Consider the following 15,398-nt stretch of genomic DNA (forward strand, 5'->3'; position numbering starts at 1 on the left):
CAGCGGCGCTGTTCCTCACCGGCTTCGGCGATCACGCTGGCCAGCCTGCCGCTCACCCGCAGCTCCGGCGCATGCTCGAGCGCAAGCATCGCCGCGGTGTCCCGTTGCGAATGATGTTCGACCGCAACACTTTCTGCGGCCCTGGCGGACCGCGCCGAGACTGCTGGGGCGAGCACCCCCGCGATCAGCAGGCAGCAGGCCAGCACAGCTGCGGCCGCGGGGGAGATCACCGCGATCACCACGACCGCCGCCACACCCAGGACTGCGGCGACGCACGCAGGCACCACCGCGCGCACCAGGACGTCGGCCAACTCGTCGACATTGGATCCGACCCGTGCCACCAGATCACCACTGTGCCGTCGCATGACGGCGTCCACCGGCCCGGTGGCGAGCCGGAGGAAGAGTTGCTCGCGGGCAGACCCCGCCGCGCGTAATGCGGTGTCGTGCGAGGCCAACCGTTCGCAGTAGCCCAGCACGCCGCGGGAGATGCCGAGCGCGCGCACACACACCACGGCGACCGTCAGGTGCAGCACCGGCGGCATCTCCCAGGCTCTGGTGATCAACCACGCCGAAACCCCGGCCAGCGCAAGCGCGCTGCCCAACGCCCCCACCCCGAAGGCGACGGCCAGCGCCACCCGGGCCAGCCGCGGTCGCAGTAGGTTCCACGCCCGAAATTCACTGCGGGACATGGGCAGCCCCCATCGCTACGACGGCGTCCCCGATTGCCAGCACCGGGTCCCGGTGCCCGACGACCAGCACGGTGGCCCCGCGGACGGCGCGGCGGCCGATGGCTCCCAGCACCCGATCTTCGGTCGGGCCGTCGAGATGCGCGGTGGGTTCGTCGAGCAGGAGCAGGGGTGCGGCCGACCCTAGGACCCGTGCGAGTCCGAGTCGCTGCCGCTGCCCCAGCGACAGGCCCACACCGCCGCGGCCGATCACGGTGTCGAGGCCGTCGGGCAGTTCGGCGATGACAGCGTCGAAGGCCGCATCCCGGCAGGCCTGCGTCAGGTCCGGCAGCGGGCCGAACAACTCGAGGTTGTCCAGGACGGTGCCCGGGACGAGTACGGGTCGCTGGGCCAGCCACGCCACCTGTGCCCACCACCGCTGCAGGTCCAGTTCGGCCACATCGACGCCGTTGACGGTGATTCGGCCCGGTCCCAGGCCGAGAATGGCCTGCAACAACGTGGACTTGCCGATGCCGTTCGGACCCGTCAGGACGGTGACCCGGCCGGGTCGGGCGGTCAGGTCCGGATCGCCGATCGCCACCGTCAACGGTGCCTGCACCTCTCGCGTCCCGGACGGTGGGGCCTCCGCCGCGTCGATGAACCGAAAAGCCGCTTGCACCGCGGTCTTTCCGTCCTGCGCCGAGTGAAACGCCGCTCCGACGCGACGCAGCGGCCAGAACACCTCCGGGGCGAGCAACAGCGCCGTCAGGCCGACCGTCAGTGTCATCTCGCCGTACACCAGTCGCATGCCGACGCTGACCGCGACCAGCGCCACCCCGAGTGTCGCGAGCAGTTCGAGCACCAGTGCAGACAGGAACGCGATCCGCATCGTGGCCATCGCCGAGCGACGATGCGCCGCGCTGAGTTCGGCGATCCGCACAGCCGCACCCTGCGCCCGCCCCAGAGCTCGCAAGGTGGGCAGTCCGGCGACCAGATCGAGCAGTCGGGACTGCAGTGTCGACATCGCCGCCAGCGCGGCCGCGGACCGATCGGCGGTCGCCAGCCCGATGAGCACCATGAAGATCGGGATCAATGGCAGCGCGATCAGCACGATCACCGCTGACGGCCAGTCGTAGATTGCAATCACCGCAGCGGTTGCCGGCGTGAGGATTGCGGCGAGGAACAACGACGGGACGTACGTCGTGAAGTACAACCGAAGGCCGTCCAGTCCGCGGGTGACGACGATGGCGGCGTCGTCTCGGCGCCGGTTGAGTTCGCGTGGCGGCAGCGAGGTGGCGGTGTCCAGTACCCGGTCGGTGAGATCGGCGATCACCGAACTGGCCCCACGTTGCGCCAGCCTGTTCTGCAGCCAGAGCACCAGTGCGCGAACGGTCCACAGCACCACCAGGATTGTGATCGGCACGGCATGCTCGTCGAATTCACGTGAGGTCGGGTCGGTGATCACCCGGGCCACGACTGCGGCGAGCACCACCGCCGAGGCAATGGTGCAGGCCGCGGTGACGACGCCGCACACCGTGGTGGCGACCAGGAACCGACGCATCGCCGCCGACGCCCGCCACAGTCGCGGGTCGATCGGGGCGCGCGTGTTCTCTGTCAGGACCGGCGCCTCGACAATCCGATGGATTCCGGTATCTCCTCGGCGCTGATCCGCTTGCGGAACACCCAGTACGACCACGCCTGGTACCCGATGACCAACGGGAGCAGGGCGAGCGACGCCCACGTCATGATCCGCAACGTGTACGGGGTCGACGAGCCGTTCTCGATGGTGACGTTCCACTCGGGGTTGAGCGTCGACGGCAACAGGTTCGGGTACATCGAGCCGAAGATCAGGACGGCCACCGCAGCGATCACGAGGACCATCGACGCAAACGCCCAGCCTTCGCGGGTGCCCCGCCACACCAGTGCCACCGACGCCAGCAGCGCCACCACCGCCACTCCCAGCGCGAGCCAGGTCCACGGCTTGCCGTAGACGAGTTGGGTCCACAGCCCGAACCCGCCGGCCAGGACTATCACCGCGATCGACAGCGCCCGGCCGAACCGGAAAGCGTCGTCGCGAATGACCCCTGCGGTCTTCAGCGTGATGAACACCGATCCGTAGAACGCGAACAGCGAGGCGGTGGCCAGTCCGCCGAGCAGAGTGTAAGGGCTGAGCACGTCACCGATGCCTGCCAGCGAATTCCCGTCCGCGTCGAGGGGTAGGCCGCGCAACAGAATCGCGAACGCCACGCCCCACAGGATCGCCGGTAGCCACGAGCCGAGCGCAATGCCGATGTCGGCCCATCGCCGCCACTGGGGATCGTTGATCTTGCCGCGCCACTCGATGCCGACGATGCGCAGGATCATGCCAAAAAGTATTGCCAGCAGCGGCAGGTAGAGCGCCGAGAACAGCGAGGCGTACCAGTTGGGGAAGGCTGCGAACATCGCGGCACCGGCGGTGATGAGCCATACCTCGTTGGCATCCCAGACAGGTCCGATCGTGTTGAGCACCGCGCGTCGTCGAACGTCGGGATCGCCGTCACCGCTGGCGCCCAGCGGAGCCATCAACATGCCCACGCCGAAATCGAATCCCTCAAGCACCAGGAACCCGAGGAACAGCACGGCGATCAGGTAGAACCACAGCTCGTACAGTGGCACGGCGATCTCCTAGTAGGCGAACGACAGTGGTGCCACGTCGTCCTTGTCGGGGGGTGTCGGCGGTGCCGGTTCCGAGTCGTGTTCCTGCGGCCCTTCGGTCACATAGCGGCGCATCAGGTAGAACCACACCACCGCGAGGGCGCCGTAGAGAAGCGCGAACACCCCGAGTGAGAACAGCACCGTCCCGGCGGAATGGTTGGACACTCCGTCCTGCACCGTCATTCGCACCATCTGGTCGCCGGTCGGGTTGGGTACCACCACCCAGGGCTGGCGGCCCATCTCGGTGAATATCCAGCCGGCCGAGCTCGCCAGGAACGGGGTCGGAATGGTGAGAATGCCCAACCGTCCGTACCAGCGCTGATCAGGTATCCGACCCCGGCGGGTCAGCCAGAGGCTCAACATGGCGAACGCCACCGGGACCAGCAGCAGCCCGATCATCACCCGAAACGCCCAATAGGTGACGAACAGGTTGGGGCGGTAGTTCCCGGGACCGAACTTCTCTTCGGCTTCCCGTTGAAGGTCCTCGACACCTTGCAGCGTCACCCCCGAGAACTTGCTCTCGGCGAGGAACGGCAGCACGTAGGGCACCTCGATGACGCGGGTGATGCTGTCGCAGTTGTTGTGCGTGCCGACGGTCAGGATCGAGAAGTCGGGGTCGGTTTCGGTGTGGCACAACGATTCCGCGGATGCCATCTTCATTGGCTGCTGTTCGAACATCAACTTGCCCTGCACGTCGCCGGTGGCGACCAGTCCGACCGCGGCGATCAACGCGACGAGGCTTCCGAGAATCGTTGCGGGGCGGTACATCGTGCGCGCCTCGGTCTCCTCTGACCTCGTGTGGGAGCGGACCATCAGCCACGCGCAGATCCCGGCGACGAACGCGCCCGCGGTCAGCAGCGACGCGGTGATCGCATGCAGGAAGGCCCAGATCGCGGTGTTGTTGGTCAGTAGTGCGCCGAAGTCGATGAGCTCTGCCCGGCCGGACTCCGGGTTGAACCTGGCGCCGACGGGATGCTGCATGAACGAGTTCGCGGCGATGATGAAATACGCCGAGGCGTTGACGCCGAAAGCGACGATCCAGATGCACGCCAGATGCACCAGGCGCGGTAGCCGACTCCACCCGAAGATCCACAGCCCGATGAACGTGGACTCGAAGAAGAATGCGATCAGACCTTCGAAGGCGAGCGGGGCGCCGAAGATGTCACCCACGAATCGGGAGTACTCGCTCCAGTTCATGCCGAACTGGAACTCCTGCACGATGCCGGTGGCGACGCCGATGGCGAAGTTGATCAGGAAGAGTTTGCCGAAGAACCGGGTGAGCCGGTACCAGGCGGGGTTGTCGGTGACCACCCACACCGTCTGCATGATGGCGATCAGCGGAGCCAGGCCGATCGTGAGTGGGACGAAGATGAAGTGGTAGACGGTGGTGATCCCGAACTGCCACCGCGACACATCCAATGCGTCCATGCCACTCCCAGAGCTCGCCCGATCCTAACTACGACACAGTGTAGTAGCTTCTTCGGCCGCAGGCGCTAGGGACTTTCGGCCTCATTCAGCCACTGGAGCTGTGACTTTCTCCTTGAACTCGGTGATGTCCTTGCTTGCCTTGCGGATACCGAACGCCGACACGATCTCGAACACGCCGATCACGATGAGCCAGATGCCGACGACCATGGTCAGGGTCGCCAGCGATTCGAACGGCGAGGCCAGCAGGACCACGCCGGCGATCAGGCTGATCACACCGATGAAGATCTCCCAGCCGCGGCCGGGGAGGGTGGGATCGCTGATGGCCGAGACCGCGGTGGCGACGCCTCGGAAGATGAAGCCGATACCGATCCAGATGGCCAGCAGCAGGATCGACTCCTGCAGGCTGCGGAAGCACAGAACGGCCAGGATCAGGGCGGCCGCTCCGCTGATGAACAGCAGCACCCGACCGCCTGCCGAGACGTGCAAGCTGAACGCGAAGAAGACCTGCGTGATGCCCATGATCAACAGGTAGGCGCCGAAGAACAGGGCGGCGACCAGGATGGTGATCCCGGGCCAGGCCAGCACCATGATCCCGAGGATGACGGCGAGCACGCCGGAAAACAGCGTGTTCTTCCACAGATGCTGCAACATGCCTGGGGGAGCGGCGGTTTCCATCCGCGAAGTGTTGCACACAAGATCAATGGCGAGCCTGATTTTGCCGTACGGCTGTGATGTCTCTACGCGGTCGTTAATGTTCCGTTACCGGCGCTGCACGTCGGGTCATCGGTCGTTAACGTCCTTGGCTGGAGATGCCTGGAGGACCAGGCGACCCGAAGCAGAAAGTAGAGACAAACGTGTTGGGTGGATTCCAAGACCGTCGGACCAAGCTCTGGCGGATCGCGGCCGTGTTTGCCGCCACCGGCGCTCTGGCCCTTTCAGGCTGTTCGAGCAGCTCGGAGTCGAGTGACCCGGATGCCCCGACGGAAGCCGCGCCCGCCGAGATGGTCGAGGCGATCGCGAACACCGTGCCAGAGGCCATCAAGTCGTCAGGGACGTTGATCATCGGCGTGAACATTCCCTACGCCCCGAACGAGTTCAAGGATCCCGACGGAAAGATCGTCGGGTTCGACGTCGACCTGATGAACGCCGTCGCCGGGACGCTGGGGCTGACCCCCGAATACCGGGAGGCGGACTTCGCCAAGATCATTCCGTCGATTCAGGGTGGGACCTTCAACGTCGGCATGTCGTCGTTCACCGACAGCAAGGAGCGCGAGGAGCAGGTCGACTTCGTGACCTACTTCTCCGCGGGCACGCTGTGGGCCCAGCCCGCCGGCGGCGACGTCGACCCGGAGAATGCGTGCGGCAAGAAGGTCGCGGTACAGGCGACGACGGTCCAGGAGACCGACGAACTGCCGGCGCGCAGCCAGGCGTGCACCGCCGCCGGCCAGCCCGCGATCGAGATCATCCCGTTCGACAGCCAGGATGCGGCCACCAATGCCGTCGTGCTCGGACAGGCCGACGCCATGTCGGCGGATTCACCGGTCACGCTGTATGCGATCAAGCAGACCAACGGCAAGCTCGAGCAGGCCGGCGAGGTGTTCGACTCGGCGCCCTACGGCTGGCCGGTGCAGAAGGGCTCACCACTGGCCCAGTCGCTGCTGCAGGCTCTCGAGCACCTGATCGAGACCGGCAAGTACGAGGAGATCGCCGCGAACTGGGGTCTCGAGGAGGGCATGATCGACAAGCCGGTGATCAACGGCGCCGTCTCCTGATTCAGCAGAGGCAACGCACATGACTGATGTCGGCACGCCGCCACAAGCCATCGACGCCATCCCGTTGCGCCACCCCTGGCGTTGGGTGGCGGCGGTCGCCATCGTCGTCCTGGTGGGGCTGTTCCTGTACGGCGCCGCGACCAACCCGGCATACGGTTGGTCGACCTACCGGGAGTACCTGTTCAACGAGCGAATCATGCTCGGGGTGTTCAACACGCTGCAGTTGACGGTCTATTCGATGGTCATCGGCATCGTGCTCGGGGTCGTTCTGACGATCATGCGGCTGTCGTCGAACCCGGTGTTGAGCGCGGTGTCGTGGGTGTTCCTGTGGATCTTCCGCGGTACCCCGGTGTACGTGCAGTTGGCGTTCTGGGGACTGTTCCCGACGATCTACCAGAACCTGCGGTTGGGGGTGCCGTTCGGACCGGCGCTGTTCGAATTCAACCTGCAGACGCTGTCCATTCCTTTTGCGCTGGCGATCATCGGACTGGCCCTCAACGAGGCCGCCTACATGGCCGAGATCATCCGTGCCGGCATCACCTCGGTTCCGGAAGGGCAGATGGAAGCCTCGACGGCCCTGGGCATGTCGTGGGGGATGGCGATGCGGCGCACGGTGCTCCCGCAGGCGATGCGGGTGATCATCCCGCCGACCGGCAACGAGGTCATCAGCCTGTTGAAGACCACGTCGCTGGTGACAGCGGTCCCGTACTCGTTCGACTTGTACAGCATCGCGACCCGGGAGATCGCGGCGCGAACCTTCGAACCGGTGCCGCTTCTCATGGTGGCGGCCACGTGGTACCTGATCATCACGAGTGTGCTGATGGTCGGACAGTTCTATCTGGAGCGGTACTTCTCCCGAGGCGCGTCCCGCAAGCTGACCACGAAGCAACTCGATGCGCTGGCCCTGGCGCAGCAACCGCCGGCCGGCTGAGAGGCACACGAATGACCGCAGAAGCGACAACCGGCCGACCGATGGTCAAGGCCGAACTCGTGTGCAAGGATTTCGGCGCGCTCAAGGTGCTCAAGGGCATCACGCTGGAGGTGCAGGAAGGCGAGGTGATGGTGCTCGTCGGACCGTCCGGCTCCGGCAAGTCGACGTTCCTGCGTTGCATCAATCATCTGGAAACGGTCACGGCCGGAAGGCTTTACGTCGATGGCAGGCTGGTCGGATACAACGAGCGTGGCAGCAAACTCTATGAGATGAAGCCGCGTGATGTCGCCAAGCAGCGCCGCGAGGTCGGGATGGTGTTCCAGCACTTCAATCTGTTCCCGCACCGGACCGCACTGGGCAACATCATCGAGGCTCCGCTGAACGTGAAGGGCGTCAAGAAGAGCGAAGCGGTCGAGCGGGGCAAGGACCTGCTGGACCAGGTGGGGATGGCCGACAAGGCGGGGGCCTATCCGGCGCAACTGTCGGGCGGACAGCAGCAACGGGTGGCGATCGCGCGCGCTCTGGCGATGAACCCCAAGCTGATGCTGTTCGACGAACCCACCTCGGCGCTGGACCCCGAATTGGTGGGCGAGGTGCTCGCCGTGATGAAGAAGCTTGCCTCCGAGGGCATGACGATGGTGGTGGTGACCCACGAGATGGGCTTCGCGCGTGAGGTCGCCGACGAGGTGGTGTTCATGGATGCCGGCGTCGTCGTCGAACGCGGTGACCCTGTCGAGGTGATGAGCAACCCGCAACACGAACGGACACAAGCGTTTCTCTCCAAGGTGATGTAACACCCGACCCGGCCACACCGTTGTGGCGGGCGGCCCAGGTGTTCCGTCTGCTCAGCTGCGTCTACGCGCTGGGATTCCAGTTCGCGATCAACCCGGAGATGGAGCACCCGGCGGCAGGCTGGCTGCTGTCCGCAGTCCTGATCGGCTGGAGCGCAGCGTGTGCGGTGGCCTATCTGCAGGGGTTCGGTCGCAGGCCCGCGTGGGTGGTCGCCGAGATCGTCGTGGTGTTGGCGCTGGTGCTCTCGACCGAGCTCATCGCATCCGACCAATGGGTTGCCGACAACCAGTCCTGGCCTACCACCCTCTGGGCGACCAACGCCACCATCTCGGCCGCGATCCTCTTCGGCCCGATCGGCGGGATGCTCGCCGGTCTGGCGGTGATGGCGGCCAGCGCTGCACTGAAGGGCTACGTTCACATCGACCTCGGCCGAAACGCCACCATCGTGATCGAGTTGGCTGTCGGCCTCGCCGTCGGGATGGCCGCCCAGACAGCACGGCGCGCGCACGCCGACCTGGAACAGGCGGCCCGATTGTCCGCGTCGCTCGAGGAGCGGGAACGGCTGTCGCGGCAGGTGCACGACGGTGCGATCCAGGTGCTGGCGCTGATGGCGCGGCGGGGACGCGAAATCGGCGGTGAAACCGCACAATTGGCCGAACTGGCGGGCGAACAGGAACGCGCGCTGCGACGTCTGGTCAGCGCGGGTGAGGTGAAGTCGCCCGACGGCGCGAGCGCCGACATCGGTGTGCTGCTACGGCGCCGAGCCTCGGATCGGGTATCGGTCAGCGTGCCGGCCGAACCGGTTCTGCTCGATGCGGCGGTGGCCGACGAACTCTTCGCCGCGGTCTGCAACGCGCTCGACAATGCCGAGGCACACGCCGGGCCCAGCGCCCGCGCGTATGTCCTGCTCGAGGATCTCGGTGACTCCGTCACCGTCAGCGTGCGCGACGACGGGGTCGGGATCGCGGACGGACGGCTCGACGAAGCGGTGGGTCAGGGACGTGTGGGCATATCAAAATCTATTGTGGGAAGGATGAATTGGTTGGGCGGCCGGGCCGAGCTGAGCACCGAACCCGGAGCCGGGACGGAGTGGGAGTTGACGGTACCGCGCGGGGCACCGAGGTGAGCGAGCAGCAGACCACCGTGATGGTGGTCGACGACCACCCGATCTGGCGCGAGGCCGTCGCCCGGGATCTGGCCGACGACGGCTTCGACGTGGTGGCGACCGCAGACGGTGTCGGATCGGCAAAGCGCCGGGCGGCCGTCGTGCTGCCCGCAGTGGTGGTGATGGACATGCGGCTGGCCGACGGCGATGGCGCGCAGGCGACGGCGGAAGTGCTTGCCGTGTCGCCGGCCTCGCGCATCCTGGTGCTCTCCGCATCCGACGAGCGCGACGATGTCCTCGAGGCGGTCAAGGCGGGCGCTCTCGGCTATCTGGTCAAGAGCGCGTCCAAACAGGAGCTCGCGGATGCGGTCCGGGCCACCGCTCAGGGGCGTGCGGTGTTCACGCCCGGTCTGGCCGGTCTGGTGCTGGGTGAGTATCGCCGGATCGCCCGGGACTCCGCCGGATCGGCCGGTCCCAGCCTGACCGAGCGCGAGACCGAAGTGCTGCGGCATGTCGCCAAGGGACTGACGGCCAAGCAGATCGCGACGCGTCTGTCGCTGAGCCACCGCACGGTGGAGAACCATGTGCAGGCGACTTTTCGCAAGCTGCAGATCGGGAATCGGGTGGAACTGGCGCGCTACGCCATCGAACACGGCCTCGACGAGTAGTTGTACTCATCCGCTGTCCGGGCTTTCGCTGCCACGATGGCGGCATGACCGAACCGCACACCGCCGTCATCTCCCGGCTCGCCGCGGATTTCGCCGGGATCTCCCATCAGCTCGCCCGGGTGTCGAACGATCTGGCCGCACTCGACCGGATCCTCGCCGGGCGCCCGCCCATGCCGGCACCCCCGCAGTCGGGCTACTGGCCGCAACCCCCGCAGCCCCCGCGGCCTCCGCAGGCTTATCAGCCGCCGCCACCTCCGCCTTTCCGCCCGCCCCAGCCTGTGGTGGCGCCGCCGAAGCGTGAGCGCTCGGAGGGCTGGATCGGAAAGCTACTCGCCGTCGCCGGCGTCGCCGTGACATTGATCGGCGTCGTGCTGTTGCTGGTGCTCGCTGCGCAGGCCGGCATTCTGCGACCCGAGTTCCGGGTGGCTGCCGGTGCTGTGCTGGCCGCGGCGTTGGTGGGGGCCGCGTGGTGGCTCAACGTGCGTCCCGGCGGACGAGTCGGAGCCATCGCGTTGGCCGCCACAGGCATCGCCGCTGCCTACATGGACATCGTCGCCGTGGCCACGATTTACGAGTGGGTCGCCGCGCCGGTGGGTCTGGTGCTCGCCGCGGTGATCGCCGGCGGCGGGCTGACGTTGGCCCGGCGGTGGGATTCCGAACATCTCGGGCTGCTGGTTCTGGTGCCGCTCATCGGTTTGGCCCCGGTCGTCACCGACGGGATCACGCTGCTGCTGGTCGGTTTCATGCTGGCCCTGTCCGCAGTGTCGGTGCCGGTGCAACTCGGCAGAGACTGGATCTGGCTGCACGCGGCACGTAGTGCGGCTGCTGTCCTCCCGCTACTGGTGGCTCTGGTCGCGCGGTATGTCGACTCCCGGGAGGATCTCTGGCTCGCCGGTGCGTGCGGCATCGCCGCGCTCGTGGCGCTCGGGTCCGCGCTGATTCTGCTGCCGCGCACCACGAACCGGGGTGCGATGGCATTGTTGACCGGCGTCGGACTGATTCCGGTGATGTCCGCGGCACTGGCAGTGGATCACGTGATCGCAGCGCTGATGGCCGCCGCACTGTCCGCGACGCTTCTGTCGATCGTGCTTGTCGGGGACCGTCTTCCGGGCGTTGCCGGGGTGGTGCGCCAGGTGTTCTCAGCGCTGTCCGCTGTGTCCGCACTGATCGCGGTGACGGTGGCGTTCGACGGCACGATTGCAGGACCGGTGCTGCTGGCGATGGCTGTCATTGTCGCGGTGGCCGGTCGACGCGATGACGTCGCACGATGGGCGGCGATCGGGTTTGCGATCATCGGCGCCGGCGTTCACCTGAGCTACTCGCCTCTCGTCACCCTGTTCGAACCCGCCGAGATCGGCACCGGTTCGGGAGTTTCCGCGTTGGTGTCCAGCATCCTCCTGGCGGCATCCGCGGTGACGATCGTGTGGTCGTGGGGGAGTTCGGAGCGGGTGCTGTGGGTCGGCGCAGCGGCGGTGATCGTGTATGCGGTCACGTCATTCACCGTCACGGCGGGCACACTGATCGGCGGTGAGCGGGGCTTCTACGCCGGACACATGGCCGCGACCATCTGCTGGATCGTCATGGCGGCCGCGGTGTTCGGCTACGCCGCACGGCTTCCTCGTGCCGACCGGTCCGTGCCGATCGGAGGTGGGCTCGGCCTGGTCGGTGCGGCGATGGCCAAGCTGTTCCTGTTCGACCTCGGCACGTTGGACGGCATCTTCCGGGTGGTCGTGTTCATCGTCGTGGGGTTGATCCTGCTGGGGATGGGCGCGGGATACGCGCGACTGCTGGACAGGCAGGACCTGCAGGATGTGACGACGACCATAGAGTAATCTGGATTCATTCCAAATAAGGAGGCGTTGGACAACACATGGGTACAACAACGAACGCACGCAAAACGGCTGCCGAGATCTCCGGGTTCCAGGCGTCACCGCAGCTCAGCGCGGCCCTGCAGCGGGTTCTGGTGGACCTGATCGAACTGCATCTGCAGGGCAAGCAGGCGCATTGGAACGTCGTCGGCACGAACTTCCGCGATCTGCACCTTCAGCTCGACGAGGTCGTCGACTTCGCCCGCGTAGCCAGTGACACCGTTGCCGAGCGGATGCGCGCGCTCGACGCGGTGCCGGACGGTAGGTCCGACACGGTCGCCGGGAACACCTCGCTGCCGGAGTTCCCCGCCTACGAGCACGCCACCGCCGACGTCGTCGACCTGATCACCACCCGCGTCTACGCCGCAGTGGACACACTGCGGGCGGTGCACGACGCGGTTGATGCCGAAGATCCGAGTACGGCCGACATCCTGCACCAACTGATCGACGGCTTGGAGAAGCTGGCCTGGCTGATCAAGTCGGAGAACCGGAAGGTGTGACACCGACGTCGGCCCGGTGGCCGATCAGGTACCAGGTGTGCATGACGCCTTTGCCCTTGATGTCGACATGGCCGCGCTCCTCGAGCACGAATGAGTGGTTCAAGCGCTCATAGACGTTGTCCGGCACCTGGATTCGACCCTCGATGTCGGTCGTCTCCATCCGGGATGCGACGTTGACGGCGTCACCCCAGACGTCGTAGAAGAATTTTTTCGCACCGACGACACCGGCAACCACCGGCCCGGCCGCCATGCCGATGCGCAGCGGGACGTCGCGGCCCTCGGCATCCTTCAGGTCGGCAACGGCCTCGGCCATGTCGAGGGCCAGCGCCGCCAGTGCCTCCACGTGGTCGTCACGCGGTGTCGGTACCCCGCTGACGACCATGTAGGAATCTCCGCTGGTCTTCACCTTCTCCAGACCGTGGCGATCGACCAGTGCGTCGAGGTCGGTGTAGAGGCGATCGAGGAACCGGACCAACTCGGCCGGGGCGGTGTCGCTGGCGCGTTTGGTGTATCCGGCGATGTCGGCGAACAGAATCGACGCATCGTCGTACTTGTCGGCGATGACGGTTCGCGACGGATCCTTGAGGCGATTGGCGATGGTCGCCGGCAGGATGTTGGTCAACAGCTGCTCGGAGCGTTCGTACTCGGCTTCCATCGCCGCCTCCGCGCGCTCGATCTCGCGCAGCGTGTACCAGATCGTGGCGGTGATCATCACCGCGGACGAGATGGTGGCACTGACGAATCCGGCGGTGAGGGTCCACGGCGGTCCGAGCCCCCTGTCGTAGGGCACGGTCAGTTCCAGAGTGATCGTGATCATCACGCCGACGGCAACGATTGCCGAGGCCAACAGGATTCGTTCGATGCCGAGCGTCAGCACCACCAGTGATGCCGCGACGAGGAAGTAGAACTGCAGGCCTGATCCGGTCCCGATGGTGAAGCAGATGAACCCGACCGACAGGTAGGCGAAGGTGACGAAGGTCAACGGCGCGACCAGTTCACCGAATCGGCACAGGCGCGGAATGGCCAGGAAGATCAGCCCGCAGACCAGGTTGACGGCACCGAGCCACCACAGCGCGCCACCCATCACCAGTTGGAATGCCCCGAAGCCGATCGAGACGGCCGCCGCGATCCAGCCGGCGATGGTGAGCACCTTGAGGCGACGGCCGACCCGGTCGTCGCGGTGCCGGCTTGGTGACCACATGCGGCCGTCGAGCGCCACGTCGGGGACGCATACCGGACGCACCTTGACCACGGGCAAAGACTATCGCCGCCACCGCGGTTAGCCTGCTCGAATGACGCGCATCGCCTGCTGCCAAATTGATCCCGCCATCGGCGACCTGGCCTCGAACACCGATCTCATCGCCTCGGCGATCACCGAAGCGGTGGCCGCAGGCGCTGATGTCATCGCCCTGCCCGAATTGGCGACCTCCGGCTACATGCTCGCCGATGCCGACGAAGCCCGCTCGGTGGCGATGACGTCGGAAAGCCGTGAATTCGCGTCATGGTCTGGGGCCGTTGGTGATTCGATCGCGATTCTCGGCTTCTGCGAACTCGGCCCGGATGGGGTGCTCTACAACAGCGCCGCGGTCCTCGACTCCGGTGGCCTGCTGGCCGTGTATCGCAAAACCCATCTGTGGGATCGCGAGAAGCTGATCTTCACTGCCGGCTGCCAGCTACCGGAAGTGCTCCGGACGCGCCACGGCATGATCGCGGTGATGCTCTGCTACGACCTGGAGTTCGCCGAACTGACCCGCTTTGTCGCGGTCGCCGGGGCTGAGTTGATCGTCGCGCCGGTGAACTGGCCGTTGTTTGCCCGTCCTGATGGGGAACATCCAGGAGAGGTGATCACCGCGATGTCGACGGCGCGCACCAATCGGGTGGCCGTCGCCGCATGTGACCGCACCGGCGTCGAGCGTGGCCAACCGTGGACCTCGGGGACGGCGATCATCAATGCCGACGGATGGGTGGTCGCCGAGGCGGGACCGGGGGTGGGTATGGCGATCGCCGACATCGATCTGGCGCGCAGTCGGGACAAGAAGGTCTCCGAGCACGTCGACCTGTTCGCGGATCGGCGTCTGGATCTTTACTAAGTGACCTGCGGATACCGAGCGTGCAATCAGCTGTCACGTTGTGCCGCTCTCGCGGCAGAGACCGAGTTCTGACCGTGATCCCGGTCGTTCGCAGCATAGTCGCTGAGTAAAGATGTATTAGCAGGTCCGGAGCGTGCTGGAATTGTCGCCAGCGGCAATAAAGCGACGCAAAAATGACTTTCCAGCAAAGCCTTAGGTTTTGTGTCAACGCTTTGCTACCGTGCCCTCAGTGGGGAATCTCGTCAGACCTGGCAGACCGGCCGGGCGCGGGATCTGCGCATTCTGAGAGGGGAAATCGGTGGCTTCAGGGGGTCGTAGCAGGCGTCGTGAAATCGAGCGTGCGAACCGGAGGACGATGGCCCGGCGATTCGCCGGCGGCGCGGTGTTCAGCGCCGCCATGGCCGTTGGGGCGATGGCGACGGTCGGTGTCGCAACCGCCGAGGCAGACACCGAGACCCATGTGGTGTCCTGCATGCCGACCGCCGGCCAGTCCTGCGATCCCTTTGCTGGTGCGGGCCCCGGTGCGGTGCAGTACAGCGCGCTCGCCGTGGACGATCAGGCCAGTGCCCTGCGACTGTTCGGGCCCGGGGGCTTCCTCATCGGCAACGGACTCGACGCCCTCGACCTCGATCCGGATTGCACCGCCAACTGTGCCGGTGGCAACGGTGGCCTGCTCTGGGGTAGCGGTGGCGCCGGCGCACTCGGTGGTGCGGGTGGCAGCGCAGGATTGATCGGTAACGGTGGCGTCGGCGGCGCCGGGGTGCTGTCGGTGAACAACGGAATGGGCGGCACCGGCGGTGACGCCGGACTGTTCGGCAACGGCGGGGTCGGCGGGGCCGGGTACTCGGCCTCCACCATCGGCGACGACGCCGCGGTGGGTGCCAC

14 protein-coding genes and 1 pseudogene are annotated in these 15,398 nt (G+C 66.3%); 9 read left to right on the top strand and 6 right to left on the bottom strand.

What is annotated here, in order from left to right:
• The 5 genes from WA965_RS25355 to WA965_RS25375 form a co-directional block, all read right to left on the bottom strand.
• On the bottom strand, positions 1-689 hold a 689-nt coding region (locus WA965_RS25355), incomplete at its 3' end, for an ABC transporter transmembrane domain-containing protein (protein WP_526298891.1).
• The gene (gene cydD / locus WA965_RS25360; protein WP_526298911.1) at positions 676-2,226 is read right to left on the bottom strand and encodes a thiol reductant ABC exporter subunit CydD; all 1,551 of its coding nucleotides are present in this window, start codon (positions 2,224-2,226) and stop codon (positions 676-678) included. The genes WA965_RS25355 and cydD, both read right to left, overlap by 14 nt.
• Before the next feature lie 53 nt (positions 2,227-2,279).
• The gene (gene cydB, locus WA965_RS25365) at positions 2,280-3,320 is read right to left on the bottom strand and encodes a cytochrome d ubiquinol oxidase subunit II (RefSeq protein WP_526298893.1); all 1,041 of its coding nucleotides are present in this window, start codon (positions 3,318-3,320) and stop codon (positions 2,280-2,282) included.
• A 9-nt stretch (positions 3,321-3,329) separates the two neighbouring features.
• Positions 3,330-4,787, bottom strand: coding sequence for a cytochrome ubiquinol oxidase subunit I (locus tag WA965_RS25370; protein ID WP_526298895.1), 1,458 nt, complete (start codon positions 4,785-4,787; stop codon positions 3,330-3,332).
• Between the two features lie 81 nt (positions 4,788-4,868).
• On the bottom strand, positions 4,869-5,462 hold the full coding sequence (locus tag WA965_RS25375; protein WP_526298897.1) for an HdeD family acid-resistance protein: 594 nt from the start codon (positions 5,460-5,462) through the stop codon (positions 4,869-4,871).
• A gap of 179 nt (positions 5,463-5,641) precedes the next feature.
• Between WA965_RS25375 and WA965_RS25380 the strand changes: the two genes are divergently transcribed.
• The 7 genes from WA965_RS25380 to WA965_RS25410 are packed head-to-tail and all read left to right on the top strand — an operon-like array spanning position 5,642 to position 12,423.
• The gene (locus WA965_RS25380) at positions 5,642-6,559 is read left to right on the top strand and encodes an ABC transporter substrate-binding protein (RefSeq protein ID WP_526298899.1); all 918 of its coding nucleotides are present in this window, start codon (positions 5,642-5,644) and stop codon (positions 6,557-6,559) included.
• Positions 6,560-6,578: 19 nt separating this feature from the next.
• The gene (locus tag WA965_RS25385; protein ID WP_526298901.1) at positions 6,579-7,490 is read left to right on the top strand and encodes an amino acid ABC transporter permease; all 912 of its coding nucleotides are present in this window, start codon (positions 6,579-6,581) and stop codon (positions 7,488-7,490) included.
• A 41-nt stretch (positions 7,491-7,531) separates the two neighbouring features.
• Complete coding sequence (locus WA965_RS25390; RefSeq protein WP_526298913.1) at positions 7,532-8,284, top strand: amino acid ABC transporter ATP-binding protein; 753 nt, start codon at positions 7,532-7,534, stop codon at positions 8,282-8,284.
• Between the two features lie 20 nt (positions 8,285-8,304).
• Positions 8,305-9,408, top strand: coding sequence for a MacS family sensor histidine kinase (gene macS / locus WA965_RS25395; RefSeq protein WP_526298903.1), 1,104 nt, complete (start codon positions 8,305-8,307; stop codon positions 9,406-9,408).
• 20 nt (positions 9,409-9,428) lie between these two features.
• Entirely contained in the window at positions 9,429-10,055 is a 627-nt protein-coding gene (locus tag WA965_RS25400; RefSeq protein ID WP_178359328.1) for a LuxR C-terminal-related transcriptional regulator, read from the top strand.
• Positions 10,056-10,099: 44 nt separating this feature from the next.
• A complete protein-coding gene (locus WA965_RS25405; protein WP_526298905.1) occupies positions 10,100-11,887 on the top strand; it encodes a DUF2339 domain-containing protein in 1,788 nt (595 codons plus the stop codon).
• A gap of 38 nt (positions 11,888-11,925) precedes the next feature.
• Positions 11,926-12,423: a Dps family protein gene (locus WA965_RS25410; protein ID WP_526298907.1), complete on the top strand. Its 498-nt coding sequence runs from the start codon at positions 11,926-11,928 to the stop codon at positions 12,421-12,423.
• Here the strand turns inward: WA965_RS25410 and WA965_RS25415 are convergent.
• A complete protein-coding gene (locus WA965_RS25415) occupies positions 12,398-13,624 on the bottom strand; it encodes an adenylate/guanylate cyclase domain-containing protein (RefSeq protein WP_526298915.1) in 1,227 nt (408 codons plus the stop codon). The two genes, WA965_RS25410 and WA965_RS25415, sit on opposite strands and share 26 nt — an antisense overlap.
• A gap of 91 nt (positions 13,625-13,715) precedes the next feature.
• Between WA965_RS25415 and WA965_RS25420 the strand changes: the two genes are divergently transcribed.
• Together WA965_RS25420 and WA965_RS25425 are read left to right on the top strand one after the other, a co-directional pair.
• Positions 13,716-14,513, top strand: a complete 798-nt coding sequence (locus tag WA965_RS25420; protein ID WP_526298909.1) for a nitrilase-related carbon-nitrogen hydrolase — start codon at positions 13,716-13,718, stop codon at positions 14,511-14,513.
• Positions 14,514-14,868: 355 nt separating this feature from the next.
• A pseudogene (locus tag WA965_RS25425) lies at positions 14,869-15,398 on the top strand (hypothetical protein); the annotation flags it as partial.

The organism is Mycobacterium sp. (genome assembly GCF_049683935.1).
Taxonomy (GTDB): Bacteria; Actinomycetota; Actinomycetes; order Mycobacteriales; family Mycobacteriaceae; genus Mycobacterium.

Excerpts from the sequence above, each read along its gene's own strand:
- cydD (WP_526298911.1), bottom strand. The coding sequence starts at position 2,226 with ATGCGTCGGTTCCTGGTCGCCACCACGGTGTGCGGCGTCGTCACCGCG.
- WA965_RS25370 (WP_526298895.1), bottom strand. The coding sequence starts at position 4,787 with ATGGACGCATTGGATGTGTCGCGGTGGCAGTTCGGGATCACCACCGTC.
- WA965_RS25375 (WP_526298897.1), bottom strand. The coding sequence starts at position 5,462 with ATGGAAACCGCCGCTCCCCCAGGCATGTTGCAGCATCTGTGGAAGAAC.
- WA965_RS25385 (WP_526298901.1), top strand. The coding sequence starts at position 6,579 with ATGACTGATGTCGGCACGCCGCCACAAGCCATCGACGCCATCCCGTTG.
- WA965_RS25390 (WP_526298913.1), top strand. The coding sequence starts at position 7,532 with ATGGTCAAGGCCGAACTCGTGTGCAAGGATTTCGGCGCGCTCAAGGTG.
- WA965_RS25400 (WP_178359328.1), top strand. The coding sequence starts at position 9,429 with ATGGTGGTCGACGACCACCCGATCTGGCGCGAGGCCGTCGCCCGGGAT.
- WA965_RS25405 (WP_526298905.1), top strand. The coding sequence starts at position 10,100 with ATGACCGAACCGCACACCGCCGTCATCTCCCGGCTCGCCGCGGATTTC.
- WA965_RS25410 (WP_526298907.1), top strand. The coding sequence starts at position 11,926 with ATGGGTACAACAACGAACGCACGCAAAACGGCTGCCGAGATCTCCGGG.
- WA965_RS25415 (WP_526298915.1), bottom strand. The coding sequence starts at position 13,624 with ATGTGGTCACCAAGCCGGCACCGCGACGACCGGGTCGGCCGTCGCCTC.
- WA965_RS25420 (WP_526298909.1), top strand. The coding sequence starts at position 13,716 with ATGACGCGCATCGCCTGCTGCCAAATTGATCCCGCCATCGGCGACCTG.